Annotated in this window: 17 protein-coding genes and 3 pseudogenes; 10 read left to right on the forward strand and 10 right to left on the reverse strand. The window is 75.1% G+C overall.

Features of this window, described 5'->3' with window-relative positions:
• Positions 1–196 precede the first annotated feature (196 nt).
• The 6 genes and pseudogenes from ABD946_RS04745 to ABD946_RS04770 all read left to right on the forward strand — a co-directional run bounded on the left by ABD946_RS04745 (position 197) and on the right by ABD946_RS04770 (position 3,476).
• Positions 197–484: a hypothetical protein gene (locus ABD946_RS04745; RefSeq protein WP_345280375.1), complete on the forward strand. Its 288-nt coding sequence runs from the start codon at positions 197–199 to the stop codon at positions 482–484.
• A 291-nt stretch (positions 485–775) separates the two neighbouring features.
• A complete protein-coding gene (locus tag ABD946_RS04750) occupies positions 776–1,003 on the forward strand; it encodes a hypothetical protein (protein WP_345280377.1) in 228 nt (75 codons plus the stop codon).
• A gap of 41 nt (positions 1,004–1,044) precedes the next feature.
• Positions 1,045–1,116 (forward strand): annotated as a pseudogene (locus ABD946_RS04755) (hypothetical protein); the annotation flags it as partial.
• Between the two features lie 268 nt (positions 1,117–1,384).
• The gene (locus ABD946_RS04760; protein ID WP_345280379.1) at positions 1,385–1,798 is read left to right on the forward strand and encodes a hypothetical protein; all 414 of its coding nucleotides are present in this window, start codon (positions 1,385–1,387) and stop codon (positions 1,796–1,798) included.
• Between the two features lie 312 nt (positions 1,799–2,110).
• Positions 2,111–2,827, forward strand: a complete 717-nt coding sequence (locus ABD946_RS04765; RefSeq protein WP_345280381.1) for a molybdopterin-dependent oxidoreductase — start codon at positions 2,111–2,113, stop codon at positions 2,825–2,827.
• On the forward strand, positions 2,811–3,476 hold the full coding sequence (locus ABD946_RS04770) for a cytochrome b/b6 domain-containing protein (protein WP_345280383.1): 666 nt from the start codon (positions 2,811–2,813) through the stop codon (positions 3,474–3,476). Before ABD946_RS04765 ends, ABD946_RS04770 begins: the two co-directional genes overlap by 17 nt.
• A gap of 22 nt (positions 3,477–3,498) precedes the next feature.
• Here ABD946_RS04770 and ABD946_RS04775 read toward each other — a convergent pair whose 3' ends face one another.
• From ABD946_RS04775 to ABD946_RS04785, 3 genes are read right to left on the reverse strand one after another with little or no spacing between them, the layout of a single operon-like run.
• Complete coding sequence (locus ABD946_RS04775; protein WP_345280478.1) at positions 3,499–4,254, reverse strand: FAD:protein FMN transferase; 756 nt, start codon at positions 4,252–4,254, stop codon at positions 3,499–3,501.
• A 17-nt stretch (positions 4,255–4,271) separates the two neighbouring features.
• Positions 4,272–4,733, reverse strand: a complete 462-nt coding sequence (locus ABD946_RS04780) for an FMN-binding protein (protein WP_345280385.1) — start codon at positions 4,731–4,733, stop codon at positions 4,272–4,274.
• A 9-nt stretch (positions 4,734–4,742) separates the two neighbouring features.
• Positions 4,743–6,086 (reverse strand): ferredoxin reductase family protein, encoded by a 1,344-nt coding sequence (locus tag ABD946_RS04785; RefSeq protein ID WP_345280387.1) that lies wholly within the window; start codon positions 6,084–6,086, stop codon positions 4,743–4,745.
• Between the two features lie 268 nt (positions 6,087–6,354).
• On the opposite strand from ABD946_RS04785, the gene ABD946_RS04790 reads away from it, so the two are divergent.
• Both ABD946_RS04790 and ABD946_RS04795 read left to right on the forward strand, forming a co-directional pair.
• Entirely contained in the window at positions 6,355–6,642 is a 288-nt protein-coding gene (locus ABD946_RS04790; RefSeq protein WP_345280389.1) for a DUF427 domain-containing protein, read from the forward strand.
• An 87-nt stretch (positions 6,643–6,729) separates the two neighbouring features.
• Positions 6,730–7,416 carry a hypothetical protein gene (locus ABD946_RS04795; RefSeq protein WP_345280391.1) on the forward strand — a complete coding sequence of 229 codons (687 nt, stop codon included), beginning with the start codon at positions 6,730–6,732 and terminating at the stop codon, positions 7,414–7,416.
• 30 nt (positions 7,417–7,446) lie between these two features.
• Here ABD946_RS04795 and ABD946_RS04800 read toward each other — a convergent pair whose 3' ends face one another.
• From ABD946_RS04800 to ABD946_RS04810, 3 genes and pseudogenes are all read right to left on the reverse strand, one after another.
• Positions 7,447–8,184: a succinate dehydrogenase/fumarate reductase iron-sulfur subunit gene (locus ABD946_RS04800; RefSeq protein WP_345280393.1), complete on the reverse strand. Its 738-nt coding sequence runs from the start codon at positions 8,182–8,184 to the stop codon at positions 7,447–7,449.
• Positions 8,181–10,125: pseudogene (locus tag ABD946_RS04805) on the reverse strand (fumarate reductase/succinate dehydrogenase flavoprotein subunit). Before ABD946_RS04805 ends, ABD946_RS04800 begins: the two are co-directional and overlap by 4 nt.
• Entirely contained in the window at positions 10,122–10,838 is a 717-nt protein-coding gene (locus ABD946_RS04810) for a succinate dehydrogenase cytochrome b subunit (RefSeq protein WP_345280395.1), read from the reverse strand. Before ABD946_RS04810 ends, ABD946_RS04805 begins: the two are co-directional and overlap by 4 nt.
• An 83-nt stretch (positions 10,839–10,921) precedes the next feature.
• On the opposite strand from ABD946_RS04810, the gene ABD946_RS04815 reads away from it, so the two are divergent.
• Positions 10,922–11,845, forward strand: coding sequence for a LysR family transcriptional regulator (locus ABD946_RS04815; RefSeq protein WP_345280397.1), 924 nt, complete (start codon positions 10,922–10,924; stop codon positions 11,843–11,845).
• Between the two features lie 78 nt (positions 11,846–11,923).
• Positions 11,924–13,831, forward strand: a complete 1,908-nt coding sequence (locus ABD946_RS04820) for an NAD-binding protein (protein ID WP_345280399.1) — start codon at positions 11,924–11,926, stop codon at positions 13,829–13,831.
• A 43-nt stretch (positions 13,832–13,874) separates the two neighbouring features.
• On the opposite strand, the pseudogene ABD946_RS04825 reads toward ABD946_RS04820, so the two are convergent.
• The 4 genes and pseudogenes from ABD946_RS04825 to ABD946_RS04840 form a co-directional block, all read right to left on the reverse strand.
• Positions 13,875–14,871, reverse strand: a pseudogene (locus tag ABD946_RS04825) (BtrH N-terminal domain-containing protein).
• On the reverse strand, positions 14,868–15,686 hold the full coding sequence (locus ABD946_RS04830) for a MerR family transcriptional regulator (protein WP_345280401.1): 819 nt from the start codon (positions 15,684–15,686) through the stop codon (positions 14,868–14,870). Before ABD946_RS04830 ends, ABD946_RS04825 begins: the two are co-directional and overlap by 4 nt.
• A gap of 194 nt (positions 15,687–15,880) precedes the next feature.
• Entirely contained in the window at positions 15,881–16,744 is an 864-nt protein-coding gene (locus tag ABD946_RS04835) for a diaminopimelate decarboxylase family protein (protein WP_345280402.1), read from the reverse strand.
• Positions 16,745–16,753: 9 nt separating this feature from the next.
• Complete coding sequence (locus ABD946_RS04840; protein WP_345280403.1) at positions 16,754–17,116, reverse strand: SAV_915 family protein; 363 nt, start codon at positions 17,114–17,116, stop codon at positions 16,754–16,756.
• Positions 17,117–17,438: the final 322 nt, after the last annotated feature.

Here is a 17,438-nt window from a genome sequence, read left to right on the forward strand (position 1 = left end):
GGCCGCCAGGGCGAGGACGGCGGGCCAGACGGCAGAACGGTCGGGGCAGTCGGGTGTGGTCAGGGCGCGTGGTGTCGGACACCCCGTCAGCGTGCCACCGCGGCAAGGCCGCAGCCGGGAGCCGCAGGCCGCCGTACGACTTCCGTAAGCATGTCGCACCGCTCGAACCGCCCCGATCGGCGCCTCTGATGAAGGCATGAAGGACACCACCACCGACGGCTCCTCCCGCCGGTTCGACCTCCCCCTGCCGCCACCCCCGGACGCCCTGCGGATCGGCCCGCTGCGCGAGGGCACCTTCCGCTCCCGCCTGCACGAACCGCGCACGGCGGTGGTCCTCGGCCGCTGGCTCGGGGCGGCGATCGTGCTCTGCTTCCTGACCGGTCTGCTCAGCCACGGCCTCCAGGAGCCGCCCGGTTGGGCTGCGCGCCCTGCTGACGAGCCGTCCGGTGGACGGCTACCGGGTCCACCCAGGGCCTGCACGTGATCGCCGGGACCGCCGCGATCCCGCTGCTGGGGCGCCAAGCTCTGGACGGTCTACCCGAGGCTCTTCGAGTGGCCGCCGCGCGCGCAGCGTCCTGCACCTGCTGGAGCGCGCGGCCATCGCCGTCCTGGTCGCGGCCACCCTGCTGGAGCTGTTCACCGGGCTGCTCAACACGCTTCAGTGGTACCCGTGGCCGTTCCCGTTCCGGCAGACCCACTTCTGGCTCGGCTGGACCATCACCGGCGCCCTGCTGCTGCACGTCGCCGCCAAGGCCGCCACCATCACCGAGCACTGGTGGCGTCCGCGCCTGCCGCTGCCCGGCCCGCCGCGCCTTCCTGGGCACCCGTCGCCGCCTCGGTCACCGCCGTCACCCTCACCACCGCCGGACAGACCGTCCCCTGGCTGCGCGGCCTCGACCTGCTCGCCCCGCGCGCCGCCCCGACCTCGGCCCGCAGGGCCTGCCCGTCAACCGCACCGCCGCCCAGGCCGGCACCACCACCGTCCCCGCGGACTGGCACCTGACCGTCGACGGCCCCACCCCGCTCCGCCTCTCCCTCTCCGACCTGCGCGCCCTGCCACAGCACTCCGCCCGGCTGCCGATCTCCTGCGTGGAGGGCTGGAGCGCCTCGGCCGACTGGACGGGAGTACGGCTGCGCGACCTGCTCGACCTCGCCCGGGTGCCCGCCGACGCCCGGCTGCGGATCGTCTCCCTGGAGACCTCCGGCCCCTACGCCGTCACCACCATGGAGCCGGTGTACGCCCCGCGATCCGCTCACCCTGCTCGCCCTGGCCGTCAACGGTCAGGTCCTCGACGCCGACCACGGCCACCCGGCCCGGGTCATCGCCCCCCAACCGCCCCGGCGTCCTGCAGACCAAGTGGGTCTCCCGGATCGAGGTGCTCGGATGAGGCCCCTGCGCATCGTGCTCGGCGCGGTCGGCGCCGCCCTCCTGGCCTTCGGCCTGTACGGGCTGCTGACCGACCCCTACATCACCGACCCGCTGGACGTGCTGCTCTGGTCGGCCGGCGCCGTCGTCGTCCACGACGGGCTCTGGGTGCCGCTGGTCCTGCTGGCCGGGGTGCCGCTCACCCGTCACCCGGCGGTGCGCGCCGGGCTGACGGTGGCCGCGGCGGTCAGCGCGGTCGCGGTGCCAGCCGTCCTGCGGGCCGGGGAGGACCACGGCAACCCGTCCGTCCTCCCGCTGCCCTACCTGCGCAACTGGCTGCTCCTGCTGGCCGGGATCGCGGCCGTGACCGCTCTCACCGCCGGCCTGTCCGCCGCCCGCCGGGCCCGCGCCAGGCACCGGGCACCCCGCTGAGACCGGCACCGGACACCCCCGCGAAGGCCTGATCCGGTCTCCGGCCGCGCTCGCGCCTGCGGTCGCGGTCGGCCCGTGAGTCCTCCGACGCCGCGACGGGGACGGCGCGAAACGACGGTCCTCATCAGCAGCCCTCCATACCGGGCGAGTTCGCCGGCGGCCCGGTGCGCGGCACGCTCCGTCCGGCCCGACCACGCTACGAACCGGCTGCACCGACACGCCCACGGCCCCGCCGGGCCGAGAGATGACGGAAGTCTCACGTCCCGCCGCCACCCCTTGGCCCGGGCCGCTCCACCTGCTCGAATCGGAGCCATGAAGCACGAGGACGAAACGGCCGCCACCGGCGCGCCGGTGGGGCGGCGGGTGGTGCTGGCCATGCTCGGGCTCGGCGCGGCCGGGGTCGCGGCCGGGCCCTGGCTCCAGCGCGGCGTGGACGCCGTCACCAGCGCCGACCCGACCGGGGTGACCGGACTGCTGCCGGGCGGCAGCGGCTTCCGCTACTACTCGGTGGTCGACTCGGTGCGCCCCCGCACGGCCGCCGACTACACCCTGACCGTCGACGGTCTGGTGGACCGCCCGGCCGCCTACCGGCTGCCCGAGCTCCAGGCCCTGCCACAGCGCCGGATCGTCCGCGACGTGCAGTGCGTGACCGGCTGGCGGGTGCCCGAGACCCGCTTCGAGGGCGTCCGGCTGGCCGACCTGCTGGACGCCGCCGGAGTGCGGCCGGACGCGGCGGCGGTGCGGTTCAGCTGTTTCGACGGCGCCTACACCGAGTCCCTGACGCTCGATCAGGCCCGCCGGGACGACGTCCTGCTGGCCCTGCGGATGCAGGACGCCCCGGTCATCCACCAGCACGGCGGGCCGGTGCGGCTGTACGTGGCGCCGATGTACTTCTACAAGTCCGCCAAGTGGCTCTCCGGCATCACCCTCACCCCCGCCGTCGAACCCGGCTACTGGGAGCGCCGCGGCTACGAGACCGACGCCTGGGTCGGCCGATCGAACGGACGCGACGATGCCCCGACCTCCTGAGACCGCCCACGTCCCCCCGGTCCCCCGGGTCGCCCGCTTCAGCCCCGCCCAGCGCCGGGTGCACCGGGCCACCGCCGCCCTGATGCTCACCTGCCTGGCCACGGCCGCCGTCCTCTACCTCCCCTCCCTCTCCCAACTCGTGGGCAGGCGGGGAATGGTGAGGACGGTGCACGAGTGGGCCGGCCTGCTCCTCCCGGTGCCGCTGCTGCTCGGCCTGGTCTCCCACCACCTGCGCGCCGACCTCACCCGGCTCAACCGCTTCACCGCCGCCGACCGCACCTGGCTCCGCGCGGTCCGCCACGGCTCGCCCCACCGCCCGGCGGGCAAGTTCAACGCCGGCCAGAAGCTCTACGCCGCCTTCACCGCCGGGGCCGTCCTGGTCCTGCTCGGCACCGGCCTCCTGATGTGGTTCACCGGCCTCGCCCCGCTGGCCTGGCGCACCGGGGCCACCTTCGTCCACGACTGGCTCGCCACGGCCGTCGCCGTCGCCGTCACCGGCCACATCTGGATGGCCGCCCGCGACCCCGAAGCCCGCCGCGGCATGCGCACCGGCACCGTCTCCCGCCCCTGGGCCGCCCGCGAACACCCCGACTGGACACCCGACCTGACACCTGGCCTGACCCCCGACGGCGCCCCGGACCGGACCTGACGGTCCGTCGGCTCCGGCCCGGTCAGCCCGCGGCGCGCAGCGTCCAGTCGGCGGGCCCGGAGGGCGGGAGGTGGCGGGCCAGGCCGTGGGTGCGCAGCTGGGAGCCGTCGGGGAGGACCGCGAAGGCCTCGACCTCCTGGCGTTCCTCAGCCCAGGCGAGGCCGAGTCCGGGGCCCATCGCGCAGACGGCGGTGGCCCAGGCGTCGGTGCGGGCCAGGCCGGTGCCGGGGGCGCCGACCAGGGTCAGCGAGGCGAAGCCGAGGGCCGGGCGGCCGGTGGAGGGGTCGAGGACGTGGGCGCCGCGCTCGGCCGTCCCGGAGGTGGCCACGGCGAGGTCGCGTCCGGTGAGCACCGCCGCCAGGGTGCCCGGCCGCAGCGGGTGGGCGATACCGATCCGCCAGGGGCCGCCGGCGGTCTGGACGTCGCCGCCGCCGCTCACGCAGTGCTCGCGGGAGCCGGAGTGCCGCAGGATCCGGCAGGCCTCCTCGACCGCCCAGCCCTTGACCCAGCCGCTCGGGTCCAGCCGGCCGGCGGGCCGGGCGGAGAACCAGCCGTCGGTCTCCCGGCCGGTCTGCGCGCAGCGCTCCAGCGCCTCGGCCAACTCCGGGTGACAGTCGGCCGGTTCGACCTCGCCCCGGGCCAGTCGGCTGACCTCGCTGGTCTCCCGGTGGGTCGAGAAGCGCGCGTCGATCTCGTGCAGGCGGGCCACCAGCCGCTCCAGTGCGGCGCCGGTACGCGGTCCCGGGTCCCGCACGGTGACCGAGAAGACCGTGCCCATGACGTGCTCGGCGTGCTTCACGAGCCGCTCCCGCCGGCCTTGTCGAGCGCGCTCTGCAGGGAGCGGGTGTACCCGTCGCTGGTGTAGGTCGCCCCCGTCACCACGTCGATGTCGGCGCTCTGGGCGGAGATCGCCTCCTGGTTGAGGACGGGGAGGGCGTAGGAGTTGATCTCCCGGTCGCGGCGGTCCTCGGACGGGTACCGGACCGCCTCGACGGCGGTGATCCGCGTCCCCGTCAGGGTGACCTTCACCTGGACCGGCCCGTACCGGGTGTCGACCGCGTCGCCGGTGACCGAGCGGGTGGCGGCCGACGCGTCGGCCGCGGCCCCTCCCGCCGCCCCTGCCGCCGCCCCTCCCGGCGCTGCGGTGGGGCCGCCCGCGCCGATCGCCGCCGCGGGCGTGCTCTCGTGCGGTTTCAGGGAGAGCAGCAGGATCACCCCGGCGGCGGTGGCGGTCCCGGTGACGACGGCTCTGCGCATGACGGCTCCTCAGAAGGCGAACGACTCGTGGTGGATGCGGTCGGCCCGCACCCCGGCGGCCCGCAGTGCCCGGACGGCCTCCGCCGCCATCGCCTCGGGCCCGCACAGGTAGACCTCGTGCTCCGCCAGGTCCGGGACCAGCCGGCCCAGGGCCGCGCCGAGCTCGCCGACCTCGGCCCGGGAGCCGGTCAGCGCGTGCACCGTGGCGTTCCGGCGGGCCGCTATCAGCGCCAACTCCCGTGTGAACAGGAGCTCTTCGGGACCTCGGGCCCGCTGCACCAGCGTCACCTCGCCCGGCAGCGTCTCGAACAGCGCGCGCAGCGGGGTGATCCCGACACCCGCGCCGAGCAGCAGCACCTTCGGCCGCCGGTGCAGCCGTCCGGTGAAGGCGCCGTACGGGCCCTCGGCGCGTACCCGGGTGCCCGGGCGCAGGGCGGCGACCGCCGCGCTGTGCGGGCCGAGGTCCTTCACCGTGAAGCGCAGGTGCCCGGGGTGCGGCGGCGCGGAGAGCGAGTAGGGGTTGGCGGCCCAGCGCAGCCCGGGCGCCTGGAACTGCAGGCGGAAGAACTGGCCCGGCTCGGCGCGGAGTCGGTCCAGCCGACGGCCGGTCAGGAAGAGCGAGACCACGCCCGGCCCCTCCGGCCGCACCTCGGCGACCACCAGCCGGTGCCGCCGGTCGCGCAGCCACGGCAGGGCCAGCCGGTACCAGCCGAGTGCGGCGGCGGTGCCGAGGTAGAGCACGTACCAGGCGGCCCGGCCGGGCGTGCCGACGCCGAGGTCGGCGCCGGTGGCCAGTTGGTGGCCGAAGGCCAGGGCGACGGCGAGGTACGTCGCGAGGTGGAGGAAGTACCAGGCCTCGTAGGACAGCCGCCGGCGGGCCGCGCGGGCGGAGGCGGCGCCGGTGCCGAGCAGCAGCAGGGTGCCCAGCGCGGCCTTGAGCATCTCGGGGTAGTGGAACACGATCTCCACGCCCTCGCCGAGCACTCCCTGACCGTCCGTCAGCGCGTAGCCCCAGACGACCGTCAGCACGTGCACCGTCACCAGCGCGACCAGGTAGCGCCCGCCGAAGGCGTGCCAGCGGGCCAGCCGGTCGGCGCCGACCTCCCGTTCCAGGAACGGGAGTCGGGCCATCAGCAGGAGCAGCACCGGGGCCGCGTACCCGGCCAGCAGTCCGGTGATCCGGCCGGCCCCGGTCAGCCACCCTGCCGCCCCGGTGACCGCACCGGTCCCCTGCCACCAGAGCGCGAGGACGGCGAGGGCACCGAGGGCGACGGCCGCCCGCACCAGAACGGGGACGGTGGCGACCGGGAAACGGCGGGCCCTGTGCTGGGGTCGCGGTGCGACGGCGGCCATCGCGGCCTCCTCTCCGGGGAGTGCCCGGGCGGCCTGGCGCCGCCGAGGAGTAAGACCCTGGCACCGGAATCTCTCGGTTCCCTGTGAATCCGGGCCGTCCGGGGGCTCCTCGGCGGCTCCGCCGGCGGCTGCTCCGCAGGTCGGCGCCGTACTGACGGGGATTCCGCGCCCCTGCGGATCTCACCGCATTCTCATCTCCGCTCCGTCCGCCTCCGCCCGTCCCGCGGCGCGCATTGAAACCCGGGCCCTGCCCCGCCAGAATCAGCGCATGGCTACCGCACGCTGGCAGGACACCGTCATCGCCCGGAGCGACGAGACCGTCGTCGTCGAGGGGAACCACTACTTCCCGCTCGACTCGGTCCGGCGGGAGTTCCTCCTCTCCTCCGACACCACGACCATGTGCGGCTGGAAGGGCACGGCCTCCTACTACACCCTCGACGTCGACGGGCGGACCAACCCCGACGCCGCCTGGTACTACGCCGACCCGCTGCCCGAGGCGGAGCACGTCCGCGGCCGGGTGGCCTTCTGGCGCGGGGTCGACGTCACCGAGCACTGAGCACACGTCCGGCCGACCCCCGCGGCCCGGCCGGACGTCCGGCGTGCGTATCCTGGTCCGCCTGCGCGTGTTGATCATGGAGGACGCATGGCGAAGTTCAGGGTGACGGTCTGCCTTCCCGCGGTCGCCGCCGGCGATCCGGCCGCCGCGATCGCGGCGGCGATGCGTCCGTTCGACAGGAACGTCGACCCCGCCACCGGCGGGGAGGGCCACAACCCGCACGGCGAGTGGGACTGGTACCAGCTGGTGAGCTGCGCGTCGCGCGGGTCGCTCGACCTGGAGGGCATGCGGGCCGCCAGTGTCGCGGCGGCCGCGGCCACCTGGGCGGTGTGGGCCCGCTTCTCCGCCGAGCACCCGCCGGCCGAACCGCTGTCCGCGCTGATCGACCGTCACGGGGCCGACCCGGACCTGCCCTCCCCCGCCCTGGACCGGGCGAAGGCCGAGCACCTCGCCCAGCCCCTGGTGCAGGCGCTCGCCCAGTACGCGGTCACGGCCGGGGACCCGGCCTATCCGAACGGCTTCGTCCTGCGGGACCCGGTCGCCGTGTTCGCCGCCGGGGAGCAGGACTACCTGGAGAGCGGCACCGAACTGGCCGTGCGGACCGCCGCGCTGCTGACCCTCGACGGGCAGTGGGCCGACCAGTGGACCGCGGGCCCCTTGGGCACCGTCCGCCCCGACGAGTCCCAGGCCGCCGCGTACTGGCGGCTCGCCGACGACTACCTGCGCGGGCTGCCCGACGACGCCCTGCTGGCCGAACTCCGCTGCCACTGGTGACCGTTCGCCCCGGCGGTCACTGACACGCGGTCAGCCGCGCAGGGACCGGAGGTGTTCGCGGTTCAGCAGGGAGATGCCGGTGAGCGGGATGCCCTTGGGGCAGGCGGTGGCGCACTCGCCGGTGTTGGTGCAGCCGCCGAAGCCCTCGGCGTCCATGGTGTCGACCATGGCGCGGACCCGGGAGGAGCGTTCGGGGGCGCCCTGCGGGAGGACGTTGAGGTGGACCACCTTGGCGGCGGTGAAGAGCATCGCCGAGCCGTTCGGGCAGGCCGCCACGCAGGCGCCGCAGCCGATGCACTCGGCGTGCTCGAAGGCGAGGTCGGCGGTCTCCTTGGGCACCGGGGTGGCGTGCGCCTCGGGGGCGGAGCCGGTGGGGGCGGTGACGTAGCCGCCCGAGCCGATGATGCGGTCCAGGGCGGTGCGGTCCACCACCAGGTCCTTGACCACCGGGAAGGCGCCGGCCCGCCAGGGCTCGACGTCGATGGTGTCGCCGTCGCGGAAGTGCCGCATGTGGAGCTGGCAGGTGGTGGTCCGCTCGGGGCCGTGGGCCTGGCCGTTGATCACCATGCCGCAGGCGCCGCAGATGCCCTCGCGGCAGTCGTGGTCGAAGGCGACCGGCACGTCACCGCGCTGGATCAGCTCCTCGTTGAGGGTGTCGAGCATCTCCAGGAAGGACATGTCGGGGCTGATGCCGGAGACCTGGTAGGTGGCCATGGAGCCGGGGGCGTCGGGGCCGGGCTGGCGCCAGATGCGCAGGGTGAGGTTCACGCGTAGCTCCGCTGGGTGGGGTGGACGTGTTCGAAGCGGAGTTCCTCGCGGTGCAGCACGGGGGCCCGCCCGGTGCCGGTGAACTCCCAGGCGGCGGCGTAGGAGAACTCCTCGTCGCGGCGGGCGGCCTCGCCCTCGGCGGTGGCGCTCTCGGTGCGGAAGTGGCCGCCGCAGGACTCGGTGCGGTGCAGCGCGTCCAGGCACATCAGCTCGGCCAGCTCCAGGTTGTCGACCAGCCGGTTGGCCTTCTCCAGCGCCTGGTTGAGCTCGGCCCCGCTGCCGGGGACCTTGACGCGCCGCCAGAACTCCTCGCGCAGCTGCGGGATCCGCGCCAGCGCCCGGCGCAGCCCGGCCTCGTCGCGGGCCATCCCGCACTCGTCCCAGAGCAGCTCGCCCAGCTCGCGGTGGAGCGAGTCGGGCGTGCGGTCGCCGTCGACGGCCAGGATGCGGGCCAGCCGGTCGGCGGTCTCGGCCTCGACGGCGGCGATCTCGGGGTGGTCGGCGGGCACCGGGGCGAGCGGGGTGGAGCCCAGGTAGTGGTTGAGGGTGGGCGGCAGCACGAAGTAGCCGTCGGCCAGGCCCTGCATCAGGGCGCTGGCGCCGAGCCGGTTGGCGCCGTGGTCGGAGAAGTTGGCCTCACCGATGGCGAACAGGCCGGGCACGGTGGTCTGCAGGTCGTAGTCGACCCAGAGGCCGCCCATCGTGTAGTGGATCGCGGGGTAGATCCGCATCGGCGAGGTGTACGGGTCCTCGGCGGTGATCCGCTGGTACATCTCGAAGAGGTTGCCGTACCTGGCCTCGACGGTGTCCCGCCCCAGCCGGGCGATGGCGTCGGCGAAGTCCAGGTAGACCCCCCTGCCCGCCGGGGCCGACGCCGCGCCCCTCGTCGCAGACCACCTTGGCGGCCCGGGAGGCGATGTCGCGCGGGACGAGGTTGCCGAAGGCCGGGTAGATCCGCTCCAGGTAGTAGTCGCGCTCCTGCTCCGGGATCTCGGCCGGCGGGCGGGTGTCGCCCTTCGCCTTCGGCACCCAGATCCGGCCGTCGTTGCGCAGCGACTCGCTCATCAGGGTGAGCTTGGACTGGTGGTCGCCGCTGCGCGGGATGCAGGTCGGGTGGATCTGGGTGAAGCAGGGGTTGGCGAACAGCGCGCCGCGCCGGTGGGCCCGCCAGACGGCGGTGGCGTTGGAGTTCTTGGCGTTGGTGGAGAGGTAGAAGACGTTCCCGTAGCCGCCGGTGGCCAGCACCACCGCGTCGGCCAGATGGGTCGTCAGCTCGCCGGTGACCAGGTCCCGGGCGAGGATCCCGCGGGCCCGGCCGTCCACCACCAGCAGGTCCAGCATCTCGGTGCGGGCGTGCAGTTCGACGTTCCCGGCGGCGATCTGCCGGGACAGCGCCTGGTAGGCGCCGAGCAGCAGCTGCTGCCCCGTCTGGCCGCGGGCGTAGAAGGTCCGGGAGACCTGGACGCCGCCGAAGGAGCGGGTGTCCAGCAGCCCGCCGTACTCGCGGGCGAACGGGACGCCCTGGGCCACGCACTGGTCGATGATCTCCACCGAGACCTGGGCCAGGCGGTGCACGTTGGACTCCCGGGCGCGGAAGTCCCCGCCCTTGACGGTGTCGTAGAACAGGCGGCGCACCGAGTCGCCGTCGTTGCGGTAGTTCTTGGCCGCGTTGATGCCGCCCTGGGCGGCGATCGAGTGGGCGCGCCTCGGGGAGTCCTGGAAGCAGAACTGCACCACGTGGTAGCCCTGTTCGGCCAGGGTGGCGCCGGCGGCGCCGCCCGCCAGGCCGGTGCCGACCACGATGACGGTGTGCTTGCGGCGGTTGGCCGGGTTGACCAGCTTGGCCTCGAACCGCCGGCGGTCCCAGCGCTCCTCGATCGGGCCGTCCGGGGCCTTGGTGTCGGCGACGGGCGCGCCGAGGGTGTAGTCGAGGTAGCTCATCGGACCACTCCGGTCATCACGGCGACGGGGACGGACAGGAAACCGGCGGTGAGCAGCAGTGCGAGTCCGTTCGCGGTGAGCTTCAACCCCCGGTCGCGGCGGGGGTTGTTGGCGCCGAGGGTCTGGGCGGCGCTCCAGAAGCCGTGCCGCACGTGCAGGCCGAGCGCCAGTACGGCCAGGCAGTAGACCCCGCCTCCGTACCAGGTGGAGAAGGAGGCCACGATGTTCTGGTACGGGTGGCCCTCCTCGCCCAGCGGGTTCACCGTCAGGGTGGTCAGGTCCAGGATGTGCCAGACGATGAACAGCCCGAGGATCACCCCGCCCCAGCGCATGGTGCGGGTGGCGTAGCTCGCCCGGCGGCGGGTGTGCGCGTACCTGACCGGACGGGCCTTCAGGTCGCGGCGGCTCAGCTGGTACGCGGCGACGCCGTGCGCGACCACGGCCGTGAGCAGGACCACCCGGGCCAGCCAGAGGAACCAGCCGAAGTGCAGCAGCGGCTCGCCCAGGGTGCGCAGCCAGTGCGCGTAGCCGTTGATGTCCTCCGGCCCGAAGAACACCTTGAGGTTCCCCAGCATGTGGGCCACCAGGTAGAGCAGCATGACGAGTCCGCTGACCGCCATGACCGCCTTCTTGCCGAGGGTCGAGCGCCAGAGGACCGCCAGCTTGGACGGACGGGAGGGCGGACGGCCGTCCGTCCGGGTCGCGAGTGCCATGCCGAGAACGGTAGGGACCTTCGGCACGGTGCGTCCAAGACATGGTTCCGGTCCTGACGATAGGCAGAGCCTATGATGGGTGGATGCAGCTCCAGCAGCTCCGCTACTTCACCGCCGTCGCCGAGACCCGCAACTTCACCCGGGCCGCCGAGCGGGAGCTGGTCGCGCAGCCCTCCCTCTCCCAGCAGATCCGGTCCCTGGAGCGGGAGTTGGGGGCCGCGCTGTTCCACCGCGCCCGGACGGGGGCCACCCTCACCGACGCGGGCGAGGCCCTGCTGCCGCTGGCCCGGCGCATCCTGGCCGACACCGAGTCGGCCCGCCGCGCGGTGCAGGAGACCGTCCAGCTGCGGCGCGGCCGGGTGCGCTTCGGGGCTCCGCCGAGCCTGTGCGTCAGCCTGGTCCCGGACGTACTGCGGACCTTCCGATCCGCCCACCCCGGGGTCGACCTGCAGCTGCGCGAGGGCGGCTCGCGCGGGCTCGAAAGCGCCCTGGAGGCGGGCGAGTTGGACCTCGCCCTGGTGGTCCCGCCGGCCGGTGGCGGGCCGGTCTCGCTGGCCGTCACCGAGGTGCTGCACGAGGAGCTGGTCCTGGTCTCCGCCACCGCCCCGGCGGCCGGGCGCCGGGCCCGGATCGAGGACCTGCGGGACCGCCCGCTGGTGATGTTCCGCGAGGGCTACGACGTCCGGGAGACCACCCTGGCCGCCTGCCGCCGGGCCGGCTTCGAGCCCGTCTACGCGGTCGAGGGCGGCGAGATGGACGCCGTCCTCGCCTCCGTCCGGGCGGGCCTCGGCCCGGCCGTCCTCCCCGGCATGGTCGCCGCCCGCTCGGGCCTGCACGTCACCCCCTTCACCCGCCCCGGCCTGGGCCGCACCATCGCCCTCGCGCACGGCCGCGAGGTCCCCCTCAGCCGCGCGGCCGCCGAGTTCCGCACCGCCCTGCTCACCCACCTCACCGAAGCCGCCCGCACCGGCGCCCTCCCCCCGGGCAGCCGGCTGCTGCTGCCCTGAGCCCGGCCGCAGGTGACAGGTCGTCAACAATCGGTGTCCGGTGTGCCCGAGGGGTCCGGTGACGGCCAGACTGTGCCGGTGAGCACTTCGATCCCGCCCCATCCATCCCACCCGCCCCAGCAGCACCAACCGCCCGGGTTCGAGCAGCCCCCGCTGCCGCTCCCGCTCCCCCGGGAGCCGGCGCGGCCGCCGGAGCTCTCCGGGCACATGGTGGTCTGCGGCAACGACGCGCTCGCCCACCGCATCGCGCTCGAACTCGCCACCCTCTACCGGCAGGAGGTCGTGGTGGTCCTCCCGTCCCGGCTGCACGGGCACGGACCCCAGATCACCGCGCTCGCCGCCGACCAGGGGCTGCGGGTCAGCACCGTCGAGGCCGCCGAGACCGATGCCGCGGCGCTCGTCGCCGCCGGGGTGCCGCGCGCCGCGGCGCTCGCCCTCACCTCCGAGGACGACCAGGCCAACCTGCAGGCCGCCCTCCGGGCCCGCCGCCTCAACCCCGACCTGCGCCTGGTGGTGCGGGTCTTCAACCGGCGCCTGGGCAGCCGGGTCGAGCAGCTCCTCGACCGCGCCGCCCTGGCCCGCGACCCCGGCCTGGCCCCCGGCTCGCTCACGGCCTCCACCACCGTGCTGTCCGCCTCCGCCACGGCCGCCCCGGCCCTGGTCGCCGCCGTCCTGGGCGGCCACACCCACGCCCTGCCCGTCGACGGCAGGCTGCTGCGGGTCGCCGAACTGGAGCCCGGGGCCCGCGCCGAGGGCACCGAACTCGCCGTCCTGGCCGCCTCCGCCCCGGTGCCGCCGCACCCCGACGGCCGCCCCGCCCAGGTCGCGCTGCCCGACCCGGCCGACGTCCCGGCCTCCGGCCCCCGCACCGTCCTGGAACTGCTCGGCCCGACCACCCCGCCCCGGCCCCGCCGGCTGCCCGACCTCAACCGCCTCCCACTGGCCGAACTCTTCACCCCGCGGCTGCGCTGGGCCCTGGCCGGACTGGCCCTACTGCTGCTCGTCCTCACCGCCGTCGCCTGGCTGGTCACCGGCCAACCCCCCGTGCACGCGGCCTGGTTGGTCACCCTCGACGTGCTCGGCATCTCGGACCCGGCCGCCGGGGCCGGCCCCGGCGGCAAGACCCTCCAACTGGTCTCCGCCGTGAGCGGGATGCTGCTGATGCCGTTCCTGATCGCCCTCAGTCTGGACGCCCTCGGCACCTTCCGCTCCGCCTCCGCCCTGCGCCGCCCGCCGTCCGGCCTGACCGGGCACGTCGTGCTGGTCGGCCTCGGCCGGGTCGGCAGCCGCGTCCTCGACCGGCTCTGGGAGCTGGGCATCCCCGTGGTCTGCGTGGACCGCTCCCCCACCGCCCAGGGCATCGCCCGCGCCCGTACCTACGACGTCCCGGTGGTCATCGGCGACGCCACCCAGGACGGTGTCCTGGAGGCCGCCAGGATCGGCCACAGCCGCGCCCTGCTCGTCCTCACCAGCGAGGACGGCACCAACCTGGAGGCGGCGCTGGCCGCCCGCGAGAGCGACCCCCGGCTCCGGGTCGTGCTCCGGCTGTTCGACGACGGCTTCGCCAACGACGTCTACCGCGCCCTGCGCGCCTCCTACCCCCAGGCCGACACCCGCAGCCGCAGCGTCTCCTTCCTCTCCGCGCCCGCCTTCGCCTCCGCGATGATGGGCCGTCAGGTGCTCGGCGCCATCGCCATCGGCCGCGAAGTCCTGCTGGTCGCCGCCCTCGACGTCACCGGCAACCCCCACCTCGCCGACCGCACCATCGGCGAGGCCCAACGCCCGGGCTCCTGGCGCATCCTGGCCCTCGACCTGGCCGACCCCGCCGAACGCCGCCCCGACCTCACCAGCCCCTACACCGCCGAGCCCGAACTCCTCTGGAACCCGGCCCCCACCCACCTGCTCTCCCCCGGCGACCGGGTCGTGGTCGCCGCCACCCGTGAGGGCCTCGGCCTCCTCACCACCCCTGGCCGGGGCCCGGCCTGAGGCCCGGCCGGACACCGCCGGCCCACCTGCTCTCTCCGTCGGCTCACCGCTCCTCCAGCCGGCTCAGCACCTGCACGGCCTCGCGCTCGATCCGGGCCAACTCGCCCAGCAGCGACGCCGCTTCGTCGAGTCGGGCCTGCCCGTCCGGGGCACCGGCCCGTCCGACCAGGGCCGCCACCTCCGTCCAGAGCCCGGCCGCCTCGGCGTACAGCGCGTGGCCGGTGCGCAGCCGGTCCCCGCCGATCAGCCCGACGCACTCCGCGAGGAAGTCCCGGTAGAGGTTGCGGAACAGCGCACCACCGGTGCCGGCCCGTTCCATCAGCAGGGCGGCCTGCGGCAGGTCGCGCTCCGGATCCGCGGCGCGCTCGCGCCAACCACCCACCATCTTCGCCGTCTTGGCGATGCCGCGGTGACCGAGGTTGGCGATCGGCGGGTTGAGGAAGACCTCGGCGCAGGCGGTGACGGCGGGCACGATCTGCCGGTACGGGTCGAGCGTTCCGGCGGCCGGTGCCGCCAGGGGTGAAGGAGCGGTGCTTGGCGGCCATCGGACCTCGGGCTGCCCTGGCCTCCGCGAGGCTCGCCAGGCCGGTGGAGACGGCGCCGCCCTGCTGCGCCGTGTCCACCAGCAGTGCCCGGCCGTCCTCGTATCCGTACAGGGCCACCACGTGACCGGCGAAGTGCGCCTCCGAGGTGAAGTACTCCAGGTAGTGGCTGTCGAGCTGGAGCCCCACCGGGCGGCCGTCCTCCACCGCCGCCCGTACGTTCTCCCAGGCCCTGCCGGGGGAGCTGGTCTCCCGGACCACCAGGTCCAGGCCCAGCCGGGCGGCCAGGTTGCGGGTGAGCTCGAAGGGCCTGACCCGGCCGCCCAGGAAGGGGAAGTCCATGCCCTTGCCGTCCCAGTAGACGAAGGAAAGCCCGGCGCCGAGACCGAAGAGCATCGGCTCGGACAGGTCGATCCCTTCGTGCCGCAGCAGCACCCCCAAGGCCGTGGTCTCGCAGTGCTGCCCGCCCCGGGTCTCCACACCGGCCACCGTGCTCATGCGCTCTGCTCCTCGCTCTCGCGGACCGGGATCACCAGCCGGGTCACCAGTTCCTCCTGCGGCGCCTCGTGCGGGCCGACCAGGTACGCCTCCCGGGCCGGGGCCAGCGGGTGCAGCCCGCGCTCGTGCACGGCGGCGAACAACGCGTGGTAGGCGAGCGGGAGTTGGGCGTACGACCCGGTGTGCGTGGTCTCCACCACCGGCCCGCCCGGCAGGACCACGGTCTCCAGGCCCTCCACCTCCGCCGCCACGGTCCGCGCGCCGACGGCGATGCCCGTCGACTCCGCCAGGTCCAGCGGGTACAGCCCCCACAGCGGGGGCTCCCACCCCGTGCCGGAGCGGGCCAGCGCGGGCAGCAGACGGCCCGCGCACGCCCCGAAGGCCTCGGCGATCCGGTCGGGAGCGCAGTCGCCCCGGACCACGGCCAGCCGCAGCTCCGGCTCCTGAACCACCGTCACCGCGTAGCCCCGCCCCGGCAGACCGCCCTCCGCCAGCCGCTCCAGCAGGCCCAGCCGCACCTCGTCCCGCCGGATCCGCTCGGCCACCCTGTCCCGCTCGGCGCGCAGGATCTCCGCCCGCTGCCCCGGCCCCGCGGCCAAGGCCCGGGCGATCACGGCCAACGGAAGGTCCATCTCGCGCAGCAGCGCGATGGTCAGCGCGTCCCGCGCCTGGGCCGGTTCGTAGTACCGGTAGCCGGTGGCCCCGTCCACCCGGGCGGGCGCCAGCAGGCCGGTGTCGTCGTAGTGCCGCAGCTGCTTGACGCTCAGCCGGCACAGGCGGGCGAACCGCCCGATGGTGAGTAGCTCCTCGTGCACGCCCCCATCGTGGACCCTCCCCCCGTGGGAGGGTCCACCCGGTGGCGGTCCGCGGCGCGGCCGGTCCGGCCCTGGTCGCCACCACCGACCCACGCGGCGCGGCCGGCTCCGGCCGCACGAACTGACGGTCCGCCTCGGGAGAGGCGCACCGCCGGGAGGACGGGTTCCGGGGGGCCGCGGCAGGCGTCGGCCCCTCACTCCATCGGGTCGGCAGTCGTCCTGAAGGACCGGTCGTCAGTCGGCCCGGCGGGGCCGGTGACCTCGCGGCCCGGCTCCAGGGTCAGCCCGGGCACCGCGAGGCCCGCCTGGGCGCAGCCGTGGGCCAGTTCGGCCCGGAGGCGGTGGGCCAGGGCGGACAGCACGGGCGGAGTCAGGCTCGCCCGCCCCTCGGACGCGCTCCCGCCGCCGAGGTCCAACTGCTTCAGCTGGATTCCGTGTTGCTCCCTCGTCCGGGCCATCAGCCCGACCATCCGGCGTACGGCGGCCAGGTACGGCTTGAGCGTCCCGGGCTGGGCACCGACCTGGCAGGAGAGGCCGACGAGTTCGAGCTCGGGCCGGCGGACGAGGCGGGCGATGGCATGCTGGGCGGATCCGTCGGTGACGCAGAGGCCGGGCCTCGGGCCGGCCGGGCCGGCGAGCGTGCGTCCACCCGTCCCGACGCCCGGCAGCACCGAGAGCAGCACCTGCTGGCGGGTACCCGGCGCGACCAGCGCGGCCAGCCGCGCGCTCTCCGAAGCGCTGTCGAGGACGATGCGCCCCACGCCGAGTTCCACCGCGGCGCGCAGGACCTCGGGGCTCCCGGCACCGCCGTGCAGCAGGATCCGCCCCGGCGGGAGACCGGCCGCCACCGCCAGGGCCAACTCCCTCGTCGAGCGCACCTCCAGGCCAAGCCCCTCCTCCCGGACCCACCGGACGACGGGGCCGCAGAGGTACGGCGGCGCCACGTGCACCACGTCGGCGTCCGGGAAGGCGGAGCGGTAGGAACGGCACCGGTCGCGGAGCCCGGCCTCGTCGGGCACCCACACGGTCGGGTGGGCGGTGGGCCGCGCGATGGACACGAGGGGCCCTCAGCCGATCGGGAGGTGGCGGCGGGCGGTGGTTCGGGGGGCGTCGATCCGCAGGGGGTCCCAGGTGTCCACGGCGGGTGCGGGAGCGGAGAGTTGGGGATCCACGGTGAGCACGGTGACGCCCATCGGCTCGGCGAGTGCGCGCAGGGCCGGTTCGGCGAGCCGGATCCACGGCTGCTGCGGACCGAGCGCGGCGGCCAGCAGCTGCCCGGTGGTGAAACCGACGGCCGTCCGGGCGCCGAGCGCCGTGCGGAAGAACCGGGCGGTGAGCCCCGTCGGTCCCGGCCGGACGGGCACGTAGAGCGGTCCGGCCGGGACGGGTTCACACGGCTCGGAGTCCTCGGTGCACGCGCACTGCGGCATGGCTGTTCCTCTCCTCGGGCAGGGTCCGGCCACCGAAGCCGGCGGCGGGCACGGTGCTGACGCTACGCCCACGGACCACCGTACCGGTGGGCGACCGTTGCTCAACACCCGCTCCCTGTCGCGATGTTGGCGCCTCGCCAGGCTGGGAGCCGGAGCGTCCCCCACGGACCGCCCCGGCTCCCGACGTGACCAACCTAGGGTCGGCGACGCGTCCTCCCGGGATCCCCTGACGCCCTTCTTGCGCCGCTGCCACCGATCTTGACACCCCATTGGCACCGGCAGGACCGGTGCGTTGCCCCCGCCCCTCCTCCGGACGTCTCCC

This window comes from Kitasatospora albolonga (assembly GCF_039535905.1).
In the GTDB taxonomy this organism is placed as follows: Bacteria; Actinomycetota; Actinomycetes; order Streptomycetales; family Streptomycetaceae; genus Kitasatospora; species Kitasatospora albolonga.